Origin of the sequence: Curtobacterium sp. SP.BCp, assembly GCF_051903255.1 — a bacterium.
Lineage (GTDB): Bacteria > Actinomycetota > Actinomycetes > Actinomycetales > Microbacteriaceae > Curtobacterium.
Window position 1 is genome coordinate 3,005,905 of the sequence record NZ_CP194338.1, and the last position, 19,684, is coordinate 3,025,588.

Sequence of the window (19,684 nt, forward strand, 5' to 3'; positions counted from 1 at the left end):
GGCGCGGATAGGCTCGCCGACATGGCCGGCACCCCGCTGCAGCGCACGGACGGCACGCCCGTCCGCGCCCTCGTCGTCGACGACGAGCACGCGCTCGCGGACGCCGTCGCCCTCGCGTTCGCGGGCGACGGCTGGGCCGTGCGCGCCGTGCACCGCGGACGGGACGTCCTGTTCGCCGCGCGGGAGTTCCAGCCGGACGTCATCGTGCTCGACGTCATGCTGCCGGACATCGACGGGTTCGAGGTGCTCGAACGGCTCCGCGACGCCCGGGACGACGTCCGCGTCCTGTTCCTCACCGCGCGGGACGCCCCCGAGGACCGGCTCGCCGGGCTCACGGGCGGCGGTGACGACTACCTGACCAAGCCGTTCGGCATCGAAGAGCTGCTCGTGCGGGCACGCATCCTCGCCCGGACCTCGGCTCGGGTCGCGGCAGCCGGACCGGCCGGGATCGTCGTCGGCGACCTGCGCCTCGACGAGGACGCCCGGAGTGTGACCCGGGACGGCGACCCGCTCGAACTGACGCCGACGGAGTACGAGCTGCTGCGGCACCTCGCCCGGAACGCGAACCGCGTGCTGTCGCGGGAGCAGATCCTCGCGAGCGTGTGGGGCATGGACTTCGGGGCGTCGTCGAACCTGGTGGACATGTACGTGTCGTACCTCCGCAAGAAGCTCGACGCCGGCCGGGAGCCGATGCTGCAGACCGTCCGTGGGGCCGGGTACGTGCTCCGCCCGACGACGTGAGCCGGGTGCGTCGGCCGGGTGCCGTGCGGCCGGGTGCCGTGCGGGCGGGTGCCGTGCGGGCGGGTGCCGTGCGGGCGCCCTCGCTGCGGTGGCGGATCGTCGGGGCGGTCGCGCTGCTGCTCGTCGTCACGAACGTCGTGGTCGGGGCGGTCACCGTCGTGGCGTTCCGGGAGTACCTCGTGGGGCGGCTGGACGCGGAGCTCGCCACGGCAGCGGGGCGGGTCGTGGGGGACGGGAGGCCGCCGGGGTCGGGGTCGGGGTCGTCGGGGTCGGGGTCGGGGTCGTCGGGGTCGGGGTCGGGGTCGTCGGGGTCGGGCTCGTCCGGCGGTTCCGCCGGGCAGCCGGACCCGGACAACGAGTTCATCGGTGCGCCGGGGCAGGCCGCCGGGACGGTCGTGGCCGTCCTCCGTTCCGGGTCCACCGTGCTCGCCGGCTACACCGACAGCGAGGGTCGGCAGCACGGGCTCACGGCCGCGCAGGAGCGCACACTGTCGGCGATCGACCGCGACGGCACACCCGTCACGGTGCAGCTCGGAGAGCTCGGCGCCTACCGGGCGCAGGCCGTCGGCAGCGGCGGGGACGTCTTCGTCACGGCGCTCCCCCTCGGGGCGCTCGACTCGACCATCACCCGCCTCGTCCTGGTCTTCGGCGGCGTCACCCTGCTCGGGCTCCTCGTGGCCGCGTGGGCCCTCGCACTCACCGTCCGACGGGCGCTGCGGCCGCTCGAACACGTCGCCGGCGTCGCCTCCGACGTCGCCGCACTCGACCTCGAACACGGCGAGACCGACATCACCGCCCGGGTGGGCGCGGCCGACCTCACCGCGAACCGCGAGGTTGGGCAGGTCGGCACCGCGCTCAACCGCCTGCTCGGCCACGTCGGTCAGGCACTCACCGTCCGCCGCGAGGCCGAGTCCGGCATGCGGACCTTCGTCGCCGACGCCTCCCACGAGCTCCGCACGCCGATCGCCACCGTCCGGGCCTACGCCGAGCTCTCGACGACCTCGACCGACCTCGACGCGGTGCACGCCAACGTCGGCCGGATCGCGACCGAGGCGGTCCGGATGGGTGACCTCGTCGAGGAACTGCTGCTGCTCGCACGGCTGGACGCCCGCGCGCTCGCCGGGACCCCGCCGCTCGCCGTCGACGCGGTCGACCTGACCGCGATCGTGGTCGAGGCGACGATGGACGCCCGGACGACAGCGCCGGACCACCGCTGGACCCTCGAGGTCGACGACGACCCCGTGACCGTGGACGGCGACGCGGCGCAGCTCCGGCGACTCGTGCGGAACCTGCTCTCGAACGCGGCGCAGCACACGCCGAGCGGATCGGCCGTCGTGGTCTCCCTGCGGCGTGTGCCGGGAGCGCCCCGGCCCTCCGTCCGACTCGTCGTCGCGAACGACGGGCCGCCGATCGATCCGGCGCTCCTGCCGAGCCTGTTCGACCGCTTCACGCGCGGCGAGGCCTCACGATCGCGAGAGCACGGCACGAGCGGCCTCGGTCTGGCGATCGTGCGGGCGGTGACCGCGGCCCACGACGGCACGGTCCGTGTGGTGTCCGAGCCGGGGCGCACAGCGTTCACCGTGGAGTTGCCCGCGTCCTGAGCCGTTCCGGTACGCTGCGGGCAACGAAGGGGGCGCCATGCCGGACGACTACACCCGACTCCCGGAGAGCCCGCGCCACGAGGACCTCGTGGTCGAGGTCCCGGCGTTCGAGGACGACCGCCCGCAGCCGGAGCCCGAGCCGCCAGCGGCAGCACCGGAGCTCGTCGCCGCGACGCGGTTCGCCCAGACCTCGCACGCGGCGCCGACGATCCGGCGGACGCAGGTGCGCGCCGGGCTGTGGATCGCGGGCGTGCCGATCGTCGTGCTCGCCGTGATCGCCGTGGTGCAGGTACTGACCACCGATATGTAGTGTTGTACGCCGTGGAGGGGCGGCGATGAACACGACCGGCAGGACGCGACGCCACGCGTATGTAGACGAGTCGAAGGCGAAGGACTACCTCCTCGTCTCCGTCGCACTCGACTCGGGCTCGTTGCACCGGGCCCGGGGCACCGTGCGCTCCATGATCCTTCCGGGCCAGAGTCGATTGCACATGCGCAAGGAGAGTGATCGCAGACGACGGTACGTGCTGGATGCGCTGTCCGAGTTCACCACCTCGACGGTGATCGTCAGGGCACCGAAGGACGGACGGTCTGACCGAGAGCGTCGAAGCCGATGCGTCGCTGGCTTGATCCGATGGTCGGTGGACACCGGCATCGACGAGATCTGCTTCGAGCTCGATGAGACGCTCCAGCGCCAGGATCGGCAACGCATCGTCGAGACCTTGCACGTCGTCCGACCGAAAGCGGTGAACCACCGCCACGAACGTGCTGCGATCGAACCGCTGCTCGCGCTGCCCGATGCGATCGGCTGGGCTTGGGCGAAAGGGGGCGATTGGCGACGCCGAGCCGGAGCGGTGACGATCAAAGACGTCTGATGACGCGTACCGATCGGGAGCGCGTCGGTCCCCCGAAAGCGCGAAACCCGAGCGCCCAACCGTCCGGATGGGTCTCGGGTTCACTTCTCGAAGCTCAGCGCAACGAGCGAAAGTAGCATATCAGCCCCACGCAGGCTCCACCAACGGCGCCCGACTCGCGTTCTTAGAGCCGCCACAGGGTCCTGCAGCGGGGCGCATGAGCCGGCTGCCGAACCTGATCGGCATGACGGAGACGAACCAGCCCCTCGACATCGACATCGTCGTCCCCTGCCACAACGAGCAGGACACGCTCGCCGCGCACGTCCGCCGGCTCCACACCTTCTGCCGCACCTCGCTGCACCACACGTGGCGCATCACCATCGCGGACAACGCCTCGACCGACGACACCGCCCGCATCGCCGACGACCTCGCCGCGATGCTCCCCGAGCTCCGCGCGGTGCACCTGCCCCTGAAGGGTCGCGGCCGGGCGCTCAAGGCGGTGTGGGGCGCGTCCGAGGCGAAGGTGCTCGTCTACGTCGACGAGGACCTCTCGACCGACCTCGCCGCGCTCGAGCCACTCGTCGCACCGCTGCTCTCCGGACACTCGGACCTGGCGATCGGCACGCGGCTCGCGGGGTCGTCGCGGGTGGTCCGGGGCGGGAAGCGCGAGTTCATCTCCCGCTCGTACAACCTGCTGCTGCGCACGACGATGAGCGTCGGGTTCTCGGACGCGCAGTGCGGGTTCAAGGCCGTCACCCGCGAGGCCGCGCAGCACCTCCTGCCGCTCTGCGAGGACGACGCGTGGTTCTTCGACACGGAGCTCCTGGTGCTCGCCGAGCACGCCGGGCTCCGCGTGCACGAGGTCCCGGTCGACTGGGTCGACGACGTCAACTCCTCGGTGCACATCGCCTCGACGGCGACGGAGGACCTCAAGGGGATGTGGCGGGTGTCACGCGGCCTCGCGACCGGACGCATCGCGGTCGCCCCGGTCTACGACGCGATCGGCCGCCGTCCGTTCACACCGCCGCACGTCGGGATCGTCGGGCAGGTCCTGCGCTTCGGTGCCATCGGTGTCCTGTCGACGGTCGCGTTCGCGGTGCTCTACGCGCTGTTCCGGCCGGCGATCGGGGCGCAGACGGCCGACTTCACCGCGCTGCTGCTGACCGCGATCGGCAACACCGCGCTCAACCGGCGCTTCACGTTCGGGGTCCGAGGCCGGGCGGGCGCCGGGATGCACCACGTGCAGGGGCTCGTCGTGTTCGGCATCGCATGGGCCATCACCGCGGGGTCGCTCGTCGTCCTGCACGCGACCACCCCGGACGCCACGCACGGGACGGAGATCGTGGTCCTCACTGCGGCGAACCTCGTCGCGACGCTCGTGCGGTTCGTGTTGTTCAAGGCGTGGGTGTTCCGCTCCCGTCCGCGCCCCGAGCTCATCCGCCCCGGTACCACGCCGGCGGCGGACGCGTCCACGGAAGCACGCACCGAGCCGATCCCGGTCGACGAGCACCGCGCGGCCTGAGCAGCGCGGAGCGCGCCGCACAACCGAAGGCACCTCGAACCACGGAGATCCGCGGCGCGAGGTGCCTTCGGTTGTGCGAACGTGAAGCGCACCACGCGCCGCGCCCGCGCATCGCGCGGCGCCCGGAGCGCCCGGAGCGCCCGCGCACCGGGCCGGACGCGGCTGCCGGAGCCGCGCCGCGCCTCCCGTCCGGCCGGTCTGTTGCGTCGGCGGTATACCAACCCGTAGCATCACCTCACCGCACCACAACCCCACAGGGCCCGACCGTCACCACCCGACGGCCTGCCCGCGGCGAGCGCTCCGAGGATGCAGCGTGGCCGTCCGCTGCCTGTCGGCACACGCTCCACTGGACCCGCACGTGAACCACTCCTCCTTCGGTCTGTACGACCCTGCCCGCGAATCGAGCGATTGCGGCGTCGGCTTCATCACCCGTCTCGACGGCACGCCGACCCACGACGTGATCCGCAAGGGCGACGAAGCGCTCTGCTCGATCCCGCACCGCGGCGGCAAGTCCGCCGAGGGCGTCGGCGACGGCGCGGGCGTGAGCATCGACCTGTCGGTGGAGTTCTTCAGCGCCATCACCGGCGAGGCACTGCGCGCCGGACACTTCGGTGTCGCGAACTGCTTCGTGCCGGGCGACACCACGCCGGCCGGCGCCGCCGAGCGCGCCGCCGCCGTGCAGATCGTGACCGACGCGATCGAGCACGAGGGCTTCGAGCTCCTGCTCGTCCGCGACGTCCCGGTGGACCACTCGGTCGCCCGGCCCGAGGCCGAGCAGTACCAGCTGCCGATCGTGCAGTGGGTGTTCCGTGCGCCCTCGTCGTGGGAGCGCTCGGAGGTCGACGCCGCGGCGAACCGGGCGCTCCTCGCCGTCGAGCGCGTCTCGTACACGCAGGCCGCCGAGGCGCACGCCCCGCACGCCGCCCTGTACCCGCTGTCGCTCAGCGCCCGGACCCAGATCCTCAAGGGCCGGCTGAACTCGGGCGAGGTCATCTCGTACTTCCGCGACCTCACGGACCCGCGGCACTCGGTGCGGACGCTCTACTTCCACACGCGGTTCTCGACGAACACCGAGCCGCACCCGACGATGGCGCAGCCGTTCCGCCTCATGGCGCACAACGGCGAGCTGAACACCGACCGGAAGAACCGCCTGTCGGACGAGGCGCTCGCGCGCGCCCGTACCCGGAGCATCGTGCGTCCGCCGGGGCAGTCGGACTCGAGCCGGCTCGACCAGACGCTGCAGAGCCGGGTGTTCGACGACGGCCTGGACATCGTCGAGGCCGTGGTGTCGCTCATGCCCCCGGCGTGGGAGAACGACCGGACGCTGTCGTCCGACGTGCGGGACATGCTCGAGTACTTCTCGCTGTACGAGGAGAAGAACGACGGCCCGGCCGCCGTGATCTTCAGCGACGGCGACGTCGTGGGCGCTCGGCTCGACCGGCTCGGGCTCCGCCCGCTGCGCACGGTGCAGACCGACGAGTACCTGATGGTGGCGTCCGAGGCGGGCCAGGTCACCTTCGAGCCCGAGGGCGTCGTGCACCGGGGCCGGATCGAGGCGGGCGGCATGCTCGTCGTCGACCACCGCACCGGGTCGCTCATGCGCTCGGACGACGTGCTGCGGATGCTCGCCGGCCGCCGCGACTACGGCAGCCTGCTCGACGCGGCGCGCGTGAACCTCGACGACCTGCCGGCACCGGACTACCGGCGCGGGACGACGACCCTCGGCTACGACGGCGACCTGTCGCTCGCGGGCCGCTACGTGGCGTACTCGCTGAACCAGGAGAGCTTCCGGTTCATGCTCGACCCGATGCTCGCGAACGGGTCGGAGCGGATCTCGGCGATGGGCTACGGCAACGCCATCAACGCGCTCAGCGACACCGAGGGCGGCATGGCGAAGTACTTCTCGCAGCGCTTCGCACAGGTGACGAACCCACCGCTCGACTCGATCCGCGAGGCCGACGGCATGTCGATGCGCGTCGCCCTGGGCAGCAAGCCCGACGGGACGGGCAGTGGCGAAGGGACGCCGACCCGACAGCTCGTCGTGCAGTCCCCCGTGCTCGGGCACCTCGACATGGTGCGCCTCCGCGACCAGGACATCGTGCCGCTCGAGCGCTTCGACATGCTCTACGTACCGGTCCTCGGGGACGAGCAGGCGAACGCGGACGCCGTGCGCGCCGCGACCGAGGAGCTCGCGGACGCCGTCGCCGCGTTCGCCGAGCGCACCGGCGGCATCGCGGTCCTCACCGACCGCAGTGTCTCGTCGACGCATGCTGCCCTCCCCGTGATCCTCGCCGTGGCCGCGGTCAACCAGCGCCTCATCGAGACCGGGCTGCGGCTGCGGGTCTCGATCGTCGCCGAGTCCGGTCAGCTGCCATCGTCACACCACGTCGCGACGGCCCTGGGCTTCGGGGCGTCGGCGGTGTACAGCCTGTCGGCACGGCTCCGTGCGGAGGAGAAGTACCCCGCCGAGGCTGCCCCGGCCGGCGAGTACACCGCGACCGACCTCGCCCTGAAGCGCTTCCGGAAAGCCGCCGAGAAGGCCCTCGCGAAGACGATGGGCCGCGTCGGCCTGTGCACCGCCGAGAGCTACATCGGCGGCGAGTTCTTCGAGCCCAACTACCTCGACACCGGCGACGACCTGTTCGCCCGGGTCTTCCCGCACATGGACGCGCCGGTCGGCGGTGTCGGCTTCGCCCGCATCGCGCAGGCCGCGACGGACTGGCACGAGCGCGCCCGGAGCGTCGCGACCGAGGGCCAGGTGCCGCTGCTCGGCCTCTTCAAGGAGCGCTCGGACGGCGCCGGACACTCGTTCGGCGTCGCGAGCGTCCGCGGCTTCGGCGGCATGACCGAGGAGCGCCCCGCGTTCGAGCGCTCCGGCGACTCCGACGCGCTCCGGCTGCTCACGCTCGGGCAGCTCGACGACTCGTTCGGCATCACGGACGCCGCGTACCGGAACACCGGGTACGACCGGCTGAGCGACGCCGAGATCGACGCGCACCGGGTCACGCCCGGCTACGTGTCGTTCCTGCAGACCACGCACGACGAGCGGTCGCGTCGCCCCGCGGCACTCCGCGACGTGCTCGCGCTCCCCGCGGACGTCACGGGCATCGACGAAGCGGAGGACTTCGCCCGCGAGCTCGGTCGCTTCGCGACCACCGGGAACGCCAGCATCACGGTGCGCGGCCTCGCTGGCTCGCGTGCGTCCTCCGAGCAACTGCCGGGAGGCACCACACGCTTCCGCCTGGAGCTCACCTCGACGGGGTCGACGGGTGCACTGCGCCACCAGGCGCTCGCGGACGGCCTCGCCCTGTTGCACCCCGGGACGGTCGACGTCGACTCCGTCGCCGACGACCACGTGACGCTCCGCGCCACGGGCGCCGCCGCCGACCTGCTCGGGCTGCTCCAGCAGGCACCGGCGAGCGTCGACGTGGCCGAGGTCCAACCGGCGCACGAGATCACCCGCACACTCGCGTCCGGCGCGATGAGCCACGGTGCGCTCGTGGCGACCGCGCACGAGGCGGTCGCGCACGGCACGAACATGGTCGGCGGGATGTCGAACTCGGGCGAGGGCGGCGAGCACCACTCCCGCTACGGCACGATCCGCGGCTCGCGCATCAAGCAGTTCGCGTCCGGGCGGTTCGGCATCTGGGCTGGTTACCTCGCCGACCCGATGCTCGAGGAACTCGAGATCAAGATCGGCCAGGGCGCCAAGCCCGGCGAGGGCGGGCAGCTCCCCGCACCGAAGGTCACGGTGGACATCGCCGCGGCCCGGGGTGGCACGCCCGGCGTCGAGCTCATCTCGCCGCCGCCGCACCACGACACGTACTCGATCGAGGACCTCGCGCAGCTCATCCACGACTGCAAGGCCGCCCGGGTCCGGGTGATCGTGAAGCTCGTGTCCTCGGAGGGCATCGGGACGATCGCGGTCGGCGTCGCGAAGGCCGGCGCGGACGTCATCAACGTCGCGGGGAACACCGGCGGGACCGGTGCCGCCGCGGTCACGAGCCTGAAGTACGCCGGGCGTTCGGCGGAGATCGGCGTGGCCGAGGTCCACCAGGCCCTCGTCGCGAACGGCCTCCGCCAGAAGGTCACGCTCCGCTGCTCGGGTGCGCACCAGACCGGCTCCGACGTGGTCACGAGTGCGCTGCTCGGCGGGGACTCGTTCGAGTTCGGGACGACCGCGCTGATGATGCTCGGCTGCGTCATGGCGAAGAACTGCAACGTGAAGTGCCCGGCGGGCCTCACCACGAACGCCGAGGCGTTCGAGGGCGACCCGCGTGCGCTCGCGCAGTACCTGCTCAACATCGCCCACGACGTGCGGCAGATCCTCGCGCGCCTCGGCCTGCGCTCCCTGCGCGAGGCCCGCGGGCGCACCGACCTGCTGCAGCTCCTCGACCACCCGGCGAGCGTCGGTCGGCTCGACGTCCGGAACCTGCTCGCGCAGGTGCCGGAGAAGGTCGTCACGGACCCGGAGTACCTCGAGAAGGACTTCCGGACCGACGACGCCCTCATCGAGCAGGTGCGTGCAGCGCTCATCGACGGCCACGAGCACGCCCTGACCGTGGACGGCATCGCGCTGGGCAACGCCGACAAGTCCGTCGGCGGGCAGCTCGGCATCGACGTCGAGCGCATCCTCAACCACGAGCTGCGCGGCGTCGACCTGTCGGCGCACCCCGCGATCACCACCGACGACCGCGGTCGCCGACGCCTCGTCGACGGTGCCCTGACGATCCGCACGAGCGGGTCCGCGGGGCAGTCCTACGGCGTCTTCACGAACGACGGCACGACGCTCGAGCACGTCGGCACTGCGAACGACGGCGTCGGCAAGAGCCAGTCCGGTGGTCGGATCGTCGTCCGGGCGCCCGGCGGCGGCAGCGTCGAGCGCGGCGGGAACGTCCTCGTCGGCAACTTCGCCCTGTTCGGCGCCACGGGTGGCCGCACGTTCGTCGAGGGTGAGGCGGGCGACCGCTTCGCCGTCCGCAACTCCGGCGCGACCGCGGTCGTCGAGGGCGTCGGCGACTTCGGCTGCGAGTACATGACCGGCGGTGCCGTGTTCAACCTCGGTGCGTACGGCAAGGGCCTCGGCAACGGCATGTCCGGCGGCTTCCTGTACCAGTACGACCCGTCGGGCGCGGTGACCGAGCGGGCGAGCACCGACTCGCTCCTCGTGTTCCCCGTCACCGAGACCGAGCGCGGTGCGTTCCACGAGGCCGCTGCGAAGCTCCTGCTCGAGTGGCACCTCGAGGCCACGGGCTCACCGCTGGCCGCGCGGCTGCTCGACGAGTGGGAGACCACCCGTGCGCACGTGTACGTCGGCATGCCCCGCGCGCTCCTGCTCAGCCAGGACGCCGACGAGATCCTCGCCGCCGCGACCCGTCCGGAGCTCCTCGACGAGCTCGCGAACTCCGTGGCGACCGACAAGCTCCGCGCGTTCAAGGTCGACTACCGCGACCAGCGCACCGTGCTCGACGGTCGTGCCCCGGCGCTCGGCGACCAGGGCGAGGACATGTTCTCGCTGCTCTCGTCGTACACCGTGCTCGGGGTCGCCCAGGACGTCGCGCAGGAGCGGGTACCGGGCGCCGGTGCGTCCGACCAGCGCGTGACCGAGGCCGTGAAGAACCTCATCCTGACCGAGGACTTCCAGGTCAAGCAGCGCGTCGTGAAGTACCTGCGCGGGACGTTCGACCGGTTCGCCGACGACGAGCTCGCGACCCTCATCGCCGTGAAGCGGCTCGACGACTCGAAGCGTGCGCTCGCGCAGCGGAACAACCGGAGCACGGACATGCCGGGCACCACGGGGTGGATCATGCACCAGAACGCCAAGAACGCCGGACGCGTCCGGGCTGCCCGCTTCGACGAGCTGCTCGCGAACGCCGCGCTCGAGGACATCGCCGGCCGCGCCCCGCAGGCCCCGACCGAGGCGGTGTCGGCATGACCACGCTCCCGCCCACCGGGCAGCTGATCCCGGTCGACGCCCCGTTCTCCGCCGCGCAGGAGTCCTGGCTCGCCGGGTTCATCGCGGGCATCGCCGCCGCGGGCAAGCGTGCCGCCGGTGGTGCCCCGACGACGACGATCGACGTGCTGTTCGGCACGCAGACGGGCAACGCCGAGTTCCTCGCGGACGAGCTCGTCGCCGGCGCGAAGGCCCGCGGGCTCGGCGGCCGGGCGACCCCGCTCGACGCCGTCACGCCGGAGCAGCTCGCCGGGATGTCACACGTCCTCGTGGTCACCTCGACGTACGGCGAGGGCGAGATGCCCGACAACGCCGGACTGTTCTGGGACGCGATCCAGGCGTCGACGGTCCCGCGGCTCGAGGGCCTGCAGTACGCGGTCCTCGGTCTGGGCGACACGAGCTACGACGAGTTCTGCCAGGCCGGCAAGCTCCTCGACACCCGCTTCGAGCAGCTCGGCGCGACCCGCATCCACGACCGCGTGGACTGCGACGTCGACTTCGAGGACCCGGCCGCCCTCTGGAGTGCCGCGGTGCTCGACCGCCTGGCCGCCGAGGCCGGTGCACGGCCGGCCGCTGGTGGCCCCGCCGCCGGGACGACCACCGGGTCCGCCGCAGCCGACGGGGCGGGCGCGAGCCGTGCCTCCCGGCCGGGCTCCCAGTGGAACAAGCGCAACCCGTACCGCGCACCGCTCGTCGTCAACCGTCTGCTCTCCTCGCCGCGCAGCGCGAAGGAGATCCGGCACTTCGAGTTCGACCTCGGCGACTCCGGCATCGAGTACGCCGCCGGCGACGCGCTCGCGGTGGTGCCGCACAACGACCCGGCGCTCGTCGACCAGCTGCTCGGACACCTCGGGGCGGACGGCTCCGCGGACTTCGACGGGCGGCCGCTCGCCGAGGTGCTGCGGCTCGACCGCGAGATCCGCACGCCGTCGAAGGACCTCGTGGCCGACCTCGTGCAGCGCGCTCCCGCGTCGGAGCTCGCGGCCGTCGTGTCGCACGGTGACAAGCACGAGCTCGACCGGTGGCTCTGGGGGCGGGACGTCCTCGACCTCCTGCGCGACGCCGGGAGCGCGGCACCGACGATGGAGGAGCTGCTGCCGAACCTCCGCGGGCTGCAGGCTCGGCAGTACTCGATCTCGTCGAGCCCGCTCGCGCACGAGGGCCGCGTCCACCTCACGATCGCGTCCGTCCGCTACGGCGACGTGCACCGCTCCCACGCGGGTGTCGCGTCCACCTACCTGGCCGACCGCGTGCAGGCCGACGGCGAGGTCGACTTGTACCTCCAGCCGAACGCCGCGTTCGGGGTGCCCGCCGACGGCGACGCCCCGGTGGTCATGATCGGCCCGGGCACCGGCATCGCACCGTTCCGCGGGTTCCTGCACGAGCGCGCCGCCGCCGGGGCGACCGGCCGCAACTGGCTGTTCTTCGGCGACCAGCACCGCGACACCGACTTCGTGTACGAGGACGAGCTCACCGACCTGCAGGAGCGGGGCGTGCTCACCCGGCTCGACCTCGCGTTCTCGCGCGACCAGGCCGAGAAGGTCTACGTGCAGACGCGGATGCGGGAGCAGGCGGCGGAGCTGTACCGGTGGCTCGAGGACGGTGCGTTCGTGTACGTGTGCGGCGATGCCTCGCGGATGGCGAAGGACGTCGAGCAGGCGTTGCTCGACGTCATCGCGGATCAGCGCGGGCGCGGGGCGGACGACGCCGCCGCGTACGTGGCCGACCTGCGGCGCGCGAAGCGCTACGTGCGCGACGTGTACTGAGGCGCGGCGCCCGGCGCGGGGCGCGGGGCGCTCGGGGCCTGGCGCGGGGCACCCGGCACCCGGCACCCGGCACCCGGCACCCGGTGACGCTCGTCGCGAGTCGCCCTGCACACGGGTACCGCGAAAGCGACAGACAGCCAGGAAGCGCGCTCGACCGGACCGCGGAAGCGACAGATCACGCTGGCGGACGCCCGCGATCTGTCGCTTTCGCGAAAGCGACAGATCCCGGTGCCGCCCACGCACCCCTTGCGCAGTGCGCGCAGCCGGCGTAACGTGCAACCAGATGGTTGTACGACCCGAACTCACCGACGCCGAGGTCGACCGCGTGTTCCACGCGCTCGCCGACGCCACGAGACGGGACATCGTGCGGCGGACCCTCGCCGACGGTGTCACGGTCTCGGTCCTCGCGGCGGCCTACGACATGTCGTTCGCCGCCGTGCAGAAACACGTCACCGTCCTCGAGGGAGCAGGACTCGTGACCAAGGAACCCCGCGGGCGCGTCCGCATCGTGCGCGCCGACCCCGAGCAGCTCGAGCGTGTGCGCGGTCTGCTCGAGGAGTACGGCCGGCTCTGGCACGGCCGTATCGACCGACTCGACACCCTGCTGGCGAGCGACGACGAGCGCTGACGCACAGCAACGACGACCACGACCACGACCACGACCACGACCTGCGACCACCGACTCGACGAGGAGCCACCATGCCCGTGACCAGCGTCCACACCGACCCGGAGGCCCTGACGACCACGCTCGTCGCGGACTTCCCCGTCCCGGTCGAACGACTCTGGGGAGCGTTCACCGACCCCCGGCAGCTCGAACGGTTCTGGGGCCCGCCGAGCTTCCCCGCCACGTTCTCGGAGTTCGACCTCCGTCCCGGCGGCCGCGCCCGCTACGACATGACCGGTCCGGACGGCGAGACCTACCGGTCCGTGTGGCTCGTGCACACCGTGGAGGAACCGGTCCGTCTGACGTTCGACGACCTGTTCGCCACCGAGGACGGTGAGGTCGACCCCACGCAGCCGACGAGCACGAGTGTCCTGGACTTCGAGTCGACCGACACCGGCTCCCGCGTGCGGATCACCACGACGTTCCCGGACGCCGGAGCCCTCGAGACCCTCCTCGCGATGGGCATGGAGCAGGGCTACACCGAGGCGTTCGGGCAGCTCGACCGGGTGCTCGCGGACCTCCGGGAGTACGCGCTCGGCAAGGGCGTCGTCACCGAGGTCCTCGACGACACCCACGTCCGCTTCACCCGCGCGTTCGAGGCCCCGCGACACGTGCTCTGGCGCGCGCACACCGAGCCGGAGCTCATGCGCCGGTGGCTGCTCGGCCCGGACGGCTGGGAGATGACGGTCTGCGAGAACGACCTCCGACCGGGCGGACGGTACCGGCAGGCCTGGGCGCCCGTCGGGGACACCGAGGGCGAGCCGTTCGGCTTCGAGGGCGAGAACGCCGTCGTCCAGCCGGAGCGCCGACTCGTCAGCACCGAGGCGATGACCGGGGCACCGTACCCCCCGAACACGAACGACCTCACGTTCGACGAGGTCGACGGCGCGACGCTCCTGACCCTGCTCGTCACGTACCCGAGCATCGAGCAACGGGACGCGATCCTCGCGACCGGCATGACCGACGGCATGGAGGCGAGCTACCAGCGTCTGGAGCGCGAGGTGCTCGCGACGGCGTGACCGGTCGCGTCACGGCGTGACCCACGGACGGACGGGAGGCCCGTGGCGGCGCCGCCACGGGCCTCCCAGCCGTCACCGGGTCGCGCCGGGCGCGGGGCGCCGCGAACGCGACAGGGTGCGCCCGCGTCAGTCCTGCGTCGTCGCCTCGTAGCGGCGGGCACCGCCACGGACCCCGGCGAACCGGTACGGCCCGCTCGTGACCCGCGGCCGCTCGGTGTCCTCACTCGTCGCGGCACCCGCGGCGTGGAGCTCCCGGTACGCGTCGACCGTCAGCGGGACGCGGGCGTCGAGCATCGACCGGACGCGGCCCTCCCGGCGGTGCGAGCGGTACCCGGGCCGGACGATGCCGGTCAGGAGCTCGCCGACGCTGCCCGAGCCGTAGCTGAACATCGCGATCCGCTGCCCGTCGAGGTCGTCGTCGAGGTCGAGCAGCGCCGCGAGGGCGATCCAGATCGACGCCGTGTACGTGTTGCCGGTCTGCTTGTTGTACGTGAAGCCGATCGCGAGCTCGGCGTCGTCGAACGGCTGCCCGACGTGCTGCGCGAGCTTCCGGTGCGCCTTGATCGCCATCTTCGTGAACGGCTGGTGGTGCACCCAGCGCGTGATGTCCTCGTAGCCGGGTCCACCCTGCGCCACGAGGTCGTCCCAGGCCCCGACGAACGCGTCGACGTAGGCGGTGACCGACAGGCGACCGTCGACGAGCGCGGTGGAGCGGTCGTTCGGCCGCCAGAAGTCGTCGACGTCGGCGGTGAAGACACCCGCGGCGGGTTCGATCTCGATGAGGTCGGGCTCGGCGGTCACGAGCACCGCCGCGGCACCGGCACCCTGGGTGGGCTCGGCCGCCGTGTCGACGTCGTACCGTGCGACGTCGGCGGCGATGACGAGCACCCGCTCGTGCGGCGCCCGCGCGACGATGCCGAGGGCGAGCTGCACGGCGGCCGTCCCGCCGTAGCAGGCCTGCTTCAGCTCGACGACCCGGACGGACTGCGGCAGCCCGAGCAGGCCGTGCACGAACACGCCGGCGGCCTTGGACTGGTCGACGCCGGACTCGGTGGCGAACAGCACGGTCCGGATGCCCTCGACGCCGTGGCGGTCGATGATCTCCTTCGCCGCCGCCGCTCCCATCGTCACGATGTCCTCGTCCGGCGCGGGCACGCTGAAGGCGTCCTGCCCGATGCCGACGTGGTACTTCGCCGGGTCGACCCCGAGCCGCTCGGCGAGGTCGTCGAGCTCCAGCACGTGGTGGCCGGTCGCGATCGCGATGTCGTGGATGCCGATGGCGGTCATGCTGCACCTCCTGCTGCCGCGCCGCGTCGTTCCATCGCGACGTGCGCTGCCATGAGTTCTCCCGGGTTCGTCTGCGCCGCGAGGAGCGACAGCTCCCCGCACAGCACGGTCGCCGCGCACAGGGCGGCCAGGCGGCGGGCGTTCTCACCGGGGGCGCGGTCCTCACGGCAGCCGAGCCGCACGAGGGCGTCCTCGACGACGGGCAGGTCACCGCCCTTCCCGTTGCCGACCGTGCCGACGATGAGGTGCGGCAGCGAGGTCGCGAAGTACAGGTCGTCGCCGCGGACCTCCGCGGACGTGATGCCCTGGGACCCCTCGACGATGTTCGCCGCGTCCTGGCCGGTGGCGAGGTAGAACCCGAGGAGCATGTTGGCGTAGTGGGCGTTCGCGGAGCGCAGGGCGCCGGCGATCGTGGAGCCCACGAGGTTCTTCGCGACGTTCAGCTCGGCGATCCGCTCGGGGGTGGAGCGCAGACGCTTCACCACGACCTCCCCCGGGATGACGATCTCGGCGATGGTGTTGCGGCCGCGACCACGGATGCCGTTCACCGCGGTGGCCTTCTTGTCGGTGCAGAAGTTGCCCGAGATGCTGACGTACCGCAGGCCCGGCTCCCACGACAGGATCGCGGGCAGCAGCTTGTCGGCCGCCTGCGTGACCATGTTGTGGCCCGAGGCGTCCCCCGTGGTGAACGCGAAGCGGAGGAACAGCAGGTCGCCGACGATCTCGGGGTGCACCTCGATGAGCTTCGCGAACCGGCTCTGCCCCGTCACCAGCGCCTCGAGCTCGTCCTGGCGCGCGAGGATGCGACCGGCCGCGACGTGGGCCGCGGCCGCGCTGTCGGCACGCACGACGACGGACCGGGTCATGCGCTCGTCGACGACGGTCGCGACTATGCCGCCCTCGACCGAGCGCGAGATGCGCGCCCCGCGACCGACGGACGGCCACAGCGGCGACTCGTAGGTGGCGAGCGGGACCTCGTGCTCACCGTCGACCGCGTTCCCCGAGACGCGGATCGGCCCGACCCACTTGGTCGGGATCGGGGTGGTGGTCGGGTCAGTCATCGAGGTCTCCTTCGGGCGCCTGCACCGCGACGCTGAGGTGCCTGATGTCGTGCGCCTCCCAGGCGCGGTGGATGGCGGTGAGGTCGGTGTCCGCCGGGACGAGCGCGATGCCGCAGTCGCCGCCGCCGGCTCCGGACGGTTTCGCCGCCCCGCCGGCCTGCTCGACGACGTCACACAGGGTGGCGAGCCGTTCGGTCTCGATCTGCGACCCGACGGACGCGCCGAGGCGCTGGAGCAGGACGCGGGCGCGTCGGAGCGCGTCGAGCGTCCGCTCGGCGTCGCCGGACTGGAGGCCCGTGGTCAGGTCGTCGACGCAGGCCCGGCTCTCGTCGAGGAACGCCTGGTACCCGCCGTCGCGGTGCTCGCGCACGACGCTGACGAGCTTCGTGGTCGACGCGGGCGAACCGGTCCAACCGACGAGGAGGCGGAGGTCGGTCGGCGCCGGCAGACGCTGCACGTCGAACCCGGTCCACGCGTCGGTGTCGTCGAGGATGCCCGAGACGCTGCCGTCGCCGCGGTCGGGCGCGGGTCGCAGCATCGCGGCGAGCAGTTCGCGGTCCGGGGCGCTGTAGCGGAGCCACCCACCGAAGGTGCTCGCGGCGAGGTCACCGCCGGAGGCCCGGGGGTTCACCCGGATCGTCGCCAGCAGCGCCACGCGGAACCGGTCGCACTGCGTCAGACCGAGGCCGTAGAAACGGTCGAGGGCACCCACGGTCGCGACGGTGACCGCGGCGGACGAACCGAGCCCGAACTTCCGGCCGCTCGCGTCGTCGAGCTGGCTCTGGATCCGGAGGTCGTGGAACCGCGGCGCGATCCCTCGCTCGGCGCGGAGCTTCTCGACGAGGTCGATCGTCGCCATCACGTAGTCGTACGGGTGGTGCTCCCGGTCGAGCGCGAGGCCGTCCTCGGCACGGGTCCACGTCAGCGGCAGGTGGCCGTACTCTTCCGAGTGCACGCTGCCGGACCCGTGGCCCTCGCTGACCCGGGCGGTGATGGCGCGGTCGAGCGCGATGAGCACGGACGGCTGCCCGGGCTCGACGACGGCGTACTCCCCGGCGACGAACAGCTTGCCGTGGGCGCGGAACTCGATCACTCGGCGGACTCCTCCGGTCGGACGACGGCCGGGGCGGGTGCCTCTCCGGTCGTCGCGGTTCCTTCGGAGCGGACGAGGTGCGCGCCTGGTCCGGTGCCGGACTCGATGACGTCCCCGTGCCCGGCGAGGGCGGTGGCGACGGCGGAGCGGTCCTGTGGTGTGGTGAGCACGACCACGTTCGGGCCCGCGTCGGCGGTGGCGTACGCCTGCAGTCCGGCGGCGCGGAGCTCGGCGACCGCGTCGAACACGGCGACGCTCCGAGCGGTCAGGTAGCGGATCGGGGGGAAGGCGCCCTCGATCGTGGCGTGCATGCGGAGGGCGTTGCTCTCGGTGAGCTCGCCGATGCGGGGGAAGTCCCCGGCGGCGCAGGCCGCGAGCACCTCGGTGACGGTCTCCGTCGTCGAGGTCACCCAGGCCGGGTAGAACGGCGACGTCGCGATGGTGCGGCGCATGGCCTCGCGGGAGCCGATCGGCTTCGGACCGGCGTCGATCGTCACCACGACCATGGCCATCGGCGGGGCGGGGACGGTCTCGGCGTACGAACCCTGGTCGTCACCGGCGTGCCAGACCGCGACGCCTCCCGGGATCGACCGCGTGGCCGACCCGGAACCCCGGCGGGCGAGCCGGGACAGGTCACGCTCGGACAGGTCCAGCCCGTACGCGGCAGCGGCGGCGGTCGCGAGGGCGGCGAACCCCGAAGCGCTCGACGCGAGGCCGGCACCGGTCGGGACGGTGTTCTCGCTGACGACCGAGGCGTGCTCGGTCGACCCGGCGAGCGTGCGCACGAGGTCGAGGAACTGCGTGACCCGCACCAGCGCACCGTCGGTCGTGACGGCGCCGTTCAGCGTCAGGGTGTCGTCCGCCGTCCCGCCGACCGTGACCGTGGTGGTCGTCGGGAACACGTCGAGCCCCATCGAGACGCTGCCGGTCGCCGGCAGCGCGAGGGTCGCGTCCGCCTTGCCCCAGTACTTGACGAGGGCGATGTTGGGGTGCGCCACGGCCGTTGCGGTGGTCATGCGCGGTCTCCGATCGTGGTGGTCCAGGTGGCTGCGGCACCTGCGCCGCGCAGGGCTGCCGCGATGCGGTCAGCGTGGTCGTCGTCGGCGGCGAGGGCGAGGACGCAGCCCCCGCGGCCGCCGCCCGTGAGCTTCGCGCCGAGGGCACCGGCCCCACGTGCCGCGGTGACGAGCCGGTCGAGGTCGGTGCTCGAGACGTCGAGGTCGGCGAGCAGCCCGTGCGCGGCGTCCATGCTCGCACCGAGCGCCTGGGCGTCCCCGCGCTCCAGGGCGGTCCGGGCAGCGCGGGCGAGCTCGCCGATCGCATCGACCGTCGCTCGGACCGCGACCGGGTCGCGCTCGAGACGGTCCCGGACGGACGCGACCGCTTCGCGCGTGTGTCCGGGGACGCCGGTGTCCGCGACGACGAAGGTGCACCGGGCACCGAGGGCGACGGGTTCGACACGACCGCCCTCGAACCAGACGGGGGCGTCCGCGACGACCCCGCGCGCGTCGAGTCCGGACGGGCGCCCGTGGGCGATGCGCTCGCACTCCTGGATCAGCTCGTGGTGGGCGTCGGCGTCGAGGGTCTCACCGAGGGCGTCGGCCACGGCGGCGGTGACGGCGGCGGCGACCGCGGCACTCGACCCCATCCCCCGGGCGGTCGGGACATCGCTGTCGACGCGGACGTGGAACCGGCGGTCGGTCACGCCGAAGTGGCGCAGCGTCGCGGTCACCGCGGTGACGGTCGGCAGGACGGCCGCGGGCGCGGTGTCGAGGGGGCCGGTGTGCACCGCGGACTCGAGCAGGTGACCGGTCGCGGGGTGCGTGTCGGGGCCGCGGTCGACGCGCGCGGGGTCGGGCTCGACCGGGGTGACCGTCGCGACCACGACCGCGTCGAGGACCGGCAACACGAGTGCGGGTGCGCCGTGGACCACGGCGTGCTCCCCGATGAGGATCGTCTTGCCGTGGGAGGCGGCGCGTCCCGTGCGGCGGGTGTCGCCGGCGGCGGGGGCCGCGGTGTGGTCGAGGTGGTTGCTGGTCATCGTGGGTCACGTCAGCCTAACCGTCCGTGCCCATGCGCGTGCTCGACGCCGGCCGTACCCCGTCGGTGAGCGACCTCCACGC

At 72.7% G+C, this 19,684-nt stretch carries 14 protein-coding genes; 9 read left to right on the forward strand and 5 right to left on the reverse strand.

What is annotated here, in order from left to right; translation table 11 throughout:
• Positions 1 to 21: 21 nt before the first annotated feature.
• The 9 genes from ACRQ4C_RS14270 to ACRQ4C_RS14310 all read left to right on the forward strand — a co-directional run bounded on the left by ACRQ4C_RS14270 (position 22) and on the right by ACRQ4C_RS14310 (position 14,120).
• Positions 22 to 741: a response regulator transcription factor gene (locus tag ACRQ4C_RS14270; RefSeq protein WP_290134008.1), complete on the forward strand. Its 720-nt coding sequence runs from the start codon at positions 22 to 24 to the stop codon at positions 739 to 741.
• On the forward strand, positions 738 to 2,342 hold the full coding sequence (locus ACRQ4C_RS14275; protein WP_439689125.1) for a sensor histidine kinase: 1,605 nt from the start codon (positions 738 to 740) through the stop codon (positions 2,340 to 2,342). The genes ACRQ4C_RS14270 and ACRQ4C_RS14275 overlap by 4 nt, the downstream gene beginning before the upstream one ends.
• A gap of 37 nt (positions 2,343 to 2,379) precedes the next feature.
• Positions 2,380 to 2,652, forward strand: a complete 273-nt coding sequence (locus ACRQ4C_RS14280; RefSeq protein ID WP_439689126.1) for a hypothetical protein — start codon at positions 2,380 to 2,382, stop codon at positions 2,650 to 2,652.
• Positions 2,653 to 2,677: 25 nt separating this feature from the next.
• Positions 2,678 to 3,217 carry a hypothetical protein gene (locus ACRQ4C_RS14285; RefSeq protein WP_439689127.1) on the forward strand — a complete coding sequence of 180 codons (540 nt, stop codon included), beginning with the start codon at positions 2,678 to 2,680 and terminating at the stop codon, positions 3,215 to 3,217.
• 196 nt (positions 3,218 to 3,413) lie between these two features.
• Positions 3,414 to 4,718, forward strand: a complete 1,305-nt coding sequence (locus ACRQ4C_RS14290; RefSeq protein ID WP_439689128.1) for a glycosyltransferase — start codon at positions 3,414 to 3,416, stop codon at positions 4,716 to 4,718.
• Positions 4,719 to 5,076: 358 nt separating this feature from the next.
• The gene (locus tag ACRQ4C_RS14295; protein ID WP_439689129.1) at positions 5,077 to 10,653 is read left to right on the forward strand and encodes a glutamate synthase-related protein; all 5,577 of its coding nucleotides are present in this window, start codon (positions 5,077 to 5,079) and stop codon (positions 10,651 to 10,653) included.
• A complete protein-coding gene (locus ACRQ4C_RS14300; RefSeq protein ID WP_439689130.1) occupies positions 10,650 to 12,437 on the forward strand; it encodes a sulfite reductase subunit alpha in 1,788 nt (595 codons plus the stop codon). The genes ACRQ4C_RS14295 and ACRQ4C_RS14300 overlap by 4 nt, the downstream gene beginning before the upstream one ends.
• A 283-nt stretch (positions 12,438 to 12,720) precedes the next feature.
• Entirely contained in the window at positions 12,721 to 13,065 is a 345-nt protein-coding gene (locus ACRQ4C_RS14305; protein WP_439689131.1) for an ArsR/SmtB family transcription factor, read from the forward strand.
• A 71-nt stretch (positions 13,066 to 13,136) separates the two neighbouring features.
• Positions 13,137 to 14,120: an SRPBCC family protein gene (locus ACRQ4C_RS14310; RefSeq protein ID WP_439689132.1), complete on the forward strand. Its 984-nt coding sequence runs from the start codon at positions 13,137 to 13,139 to the stop codon at positions 14,118 to 14,120.
• Positions 14,121 to 14,246: 126 nt separating this feature from the next.
• Here ACRQ4C_RS14310 and ACRQ4C_RS14315 read toward each other — a convergent pair whose 3' ends face one another.
• Genes ACRQ4C_RS14315 through mvk form a run of 5 tightly spaced genes read right to left on the reverse strand, consistent with a single transcriptional unit; the run spans position 14,247 to position 19,602 of the window.
• Entirely contained in the window at positions 14,247 to 15,407 is a 1,161-nt protein-coding gene (locus ACRQ4C_RS14315; RefSeq protein WP_439689133.1) for a hydroxymethylglutaryl-CoA synthase, read from the reverse strand.
• On the reverse strand, positions 15,404 to 16,468 hold the full coding sequence (locus ACRQ4C_RS14320; RefSeq protein ID WP_439689134.1) for a hydroxymethylglutaryl-CoA reductase: 1,065 nt from the start codon (positions 16,466 to 16,468) through the stop codon (positions 15,404 to 15,406). Before ACRQ4C_RS14320 ends, ACRQ4C_RS14315 begins: the two co-directional genes overlap by 4 nt.
• Positions 16,461 to 17,561, reverse strand: coding sequence for a phosphomevalonate kinase (locus ACRQ4C_RS14325; RefSeq protein ID WP_439689135.1), 1,101 nt, complete (start codon positions 17,559 to 17,561; stop codon positions 16,461 to 16,463). Before ACRQ4C_RS14325 ends, ACRQ4C_RS14320 begins: the two co-directional genes overlap by 8 nt.
• The gene (gene mvaD, locus ACRQ4C_RS14330; RefSeq protein ID WP_439689136.1) at positions 17,558 to 18,577 is read right to left on the reverse strand and encodes a diphosphomevalonate decarboxylase; all 1,020 of its coding nucleotides are present in this window, start codon (positions 18,575 to 18,577) and stop codon (positions 17,558 to 17,560) included. The genes ACRQ4C_RS14325 and mvaD overlap by 4 nt, the downstream gene beginning before the upstream one ends.
• Positions 18,574 to 19,602 carry a mevalonate kinase gene (gene mvk, locus ACRQ4C_RS14335; RefSeq protein ID WP_439689137.1) on the reverse strand — a complete coding sequence of 343 codons (1,029 nt, stop codon included), beginning with the start codon at positions 19,600 to 19,602 and terminating at the stop codon, positions 18,574 to 18,576. The genes mvaD and mvk overlap by 4 nt, the downstream gene beginning before the upstream one ends.
• Between the last annotated feature and the right edge of the window lie 82 nt (positions 19,603 to 19,684).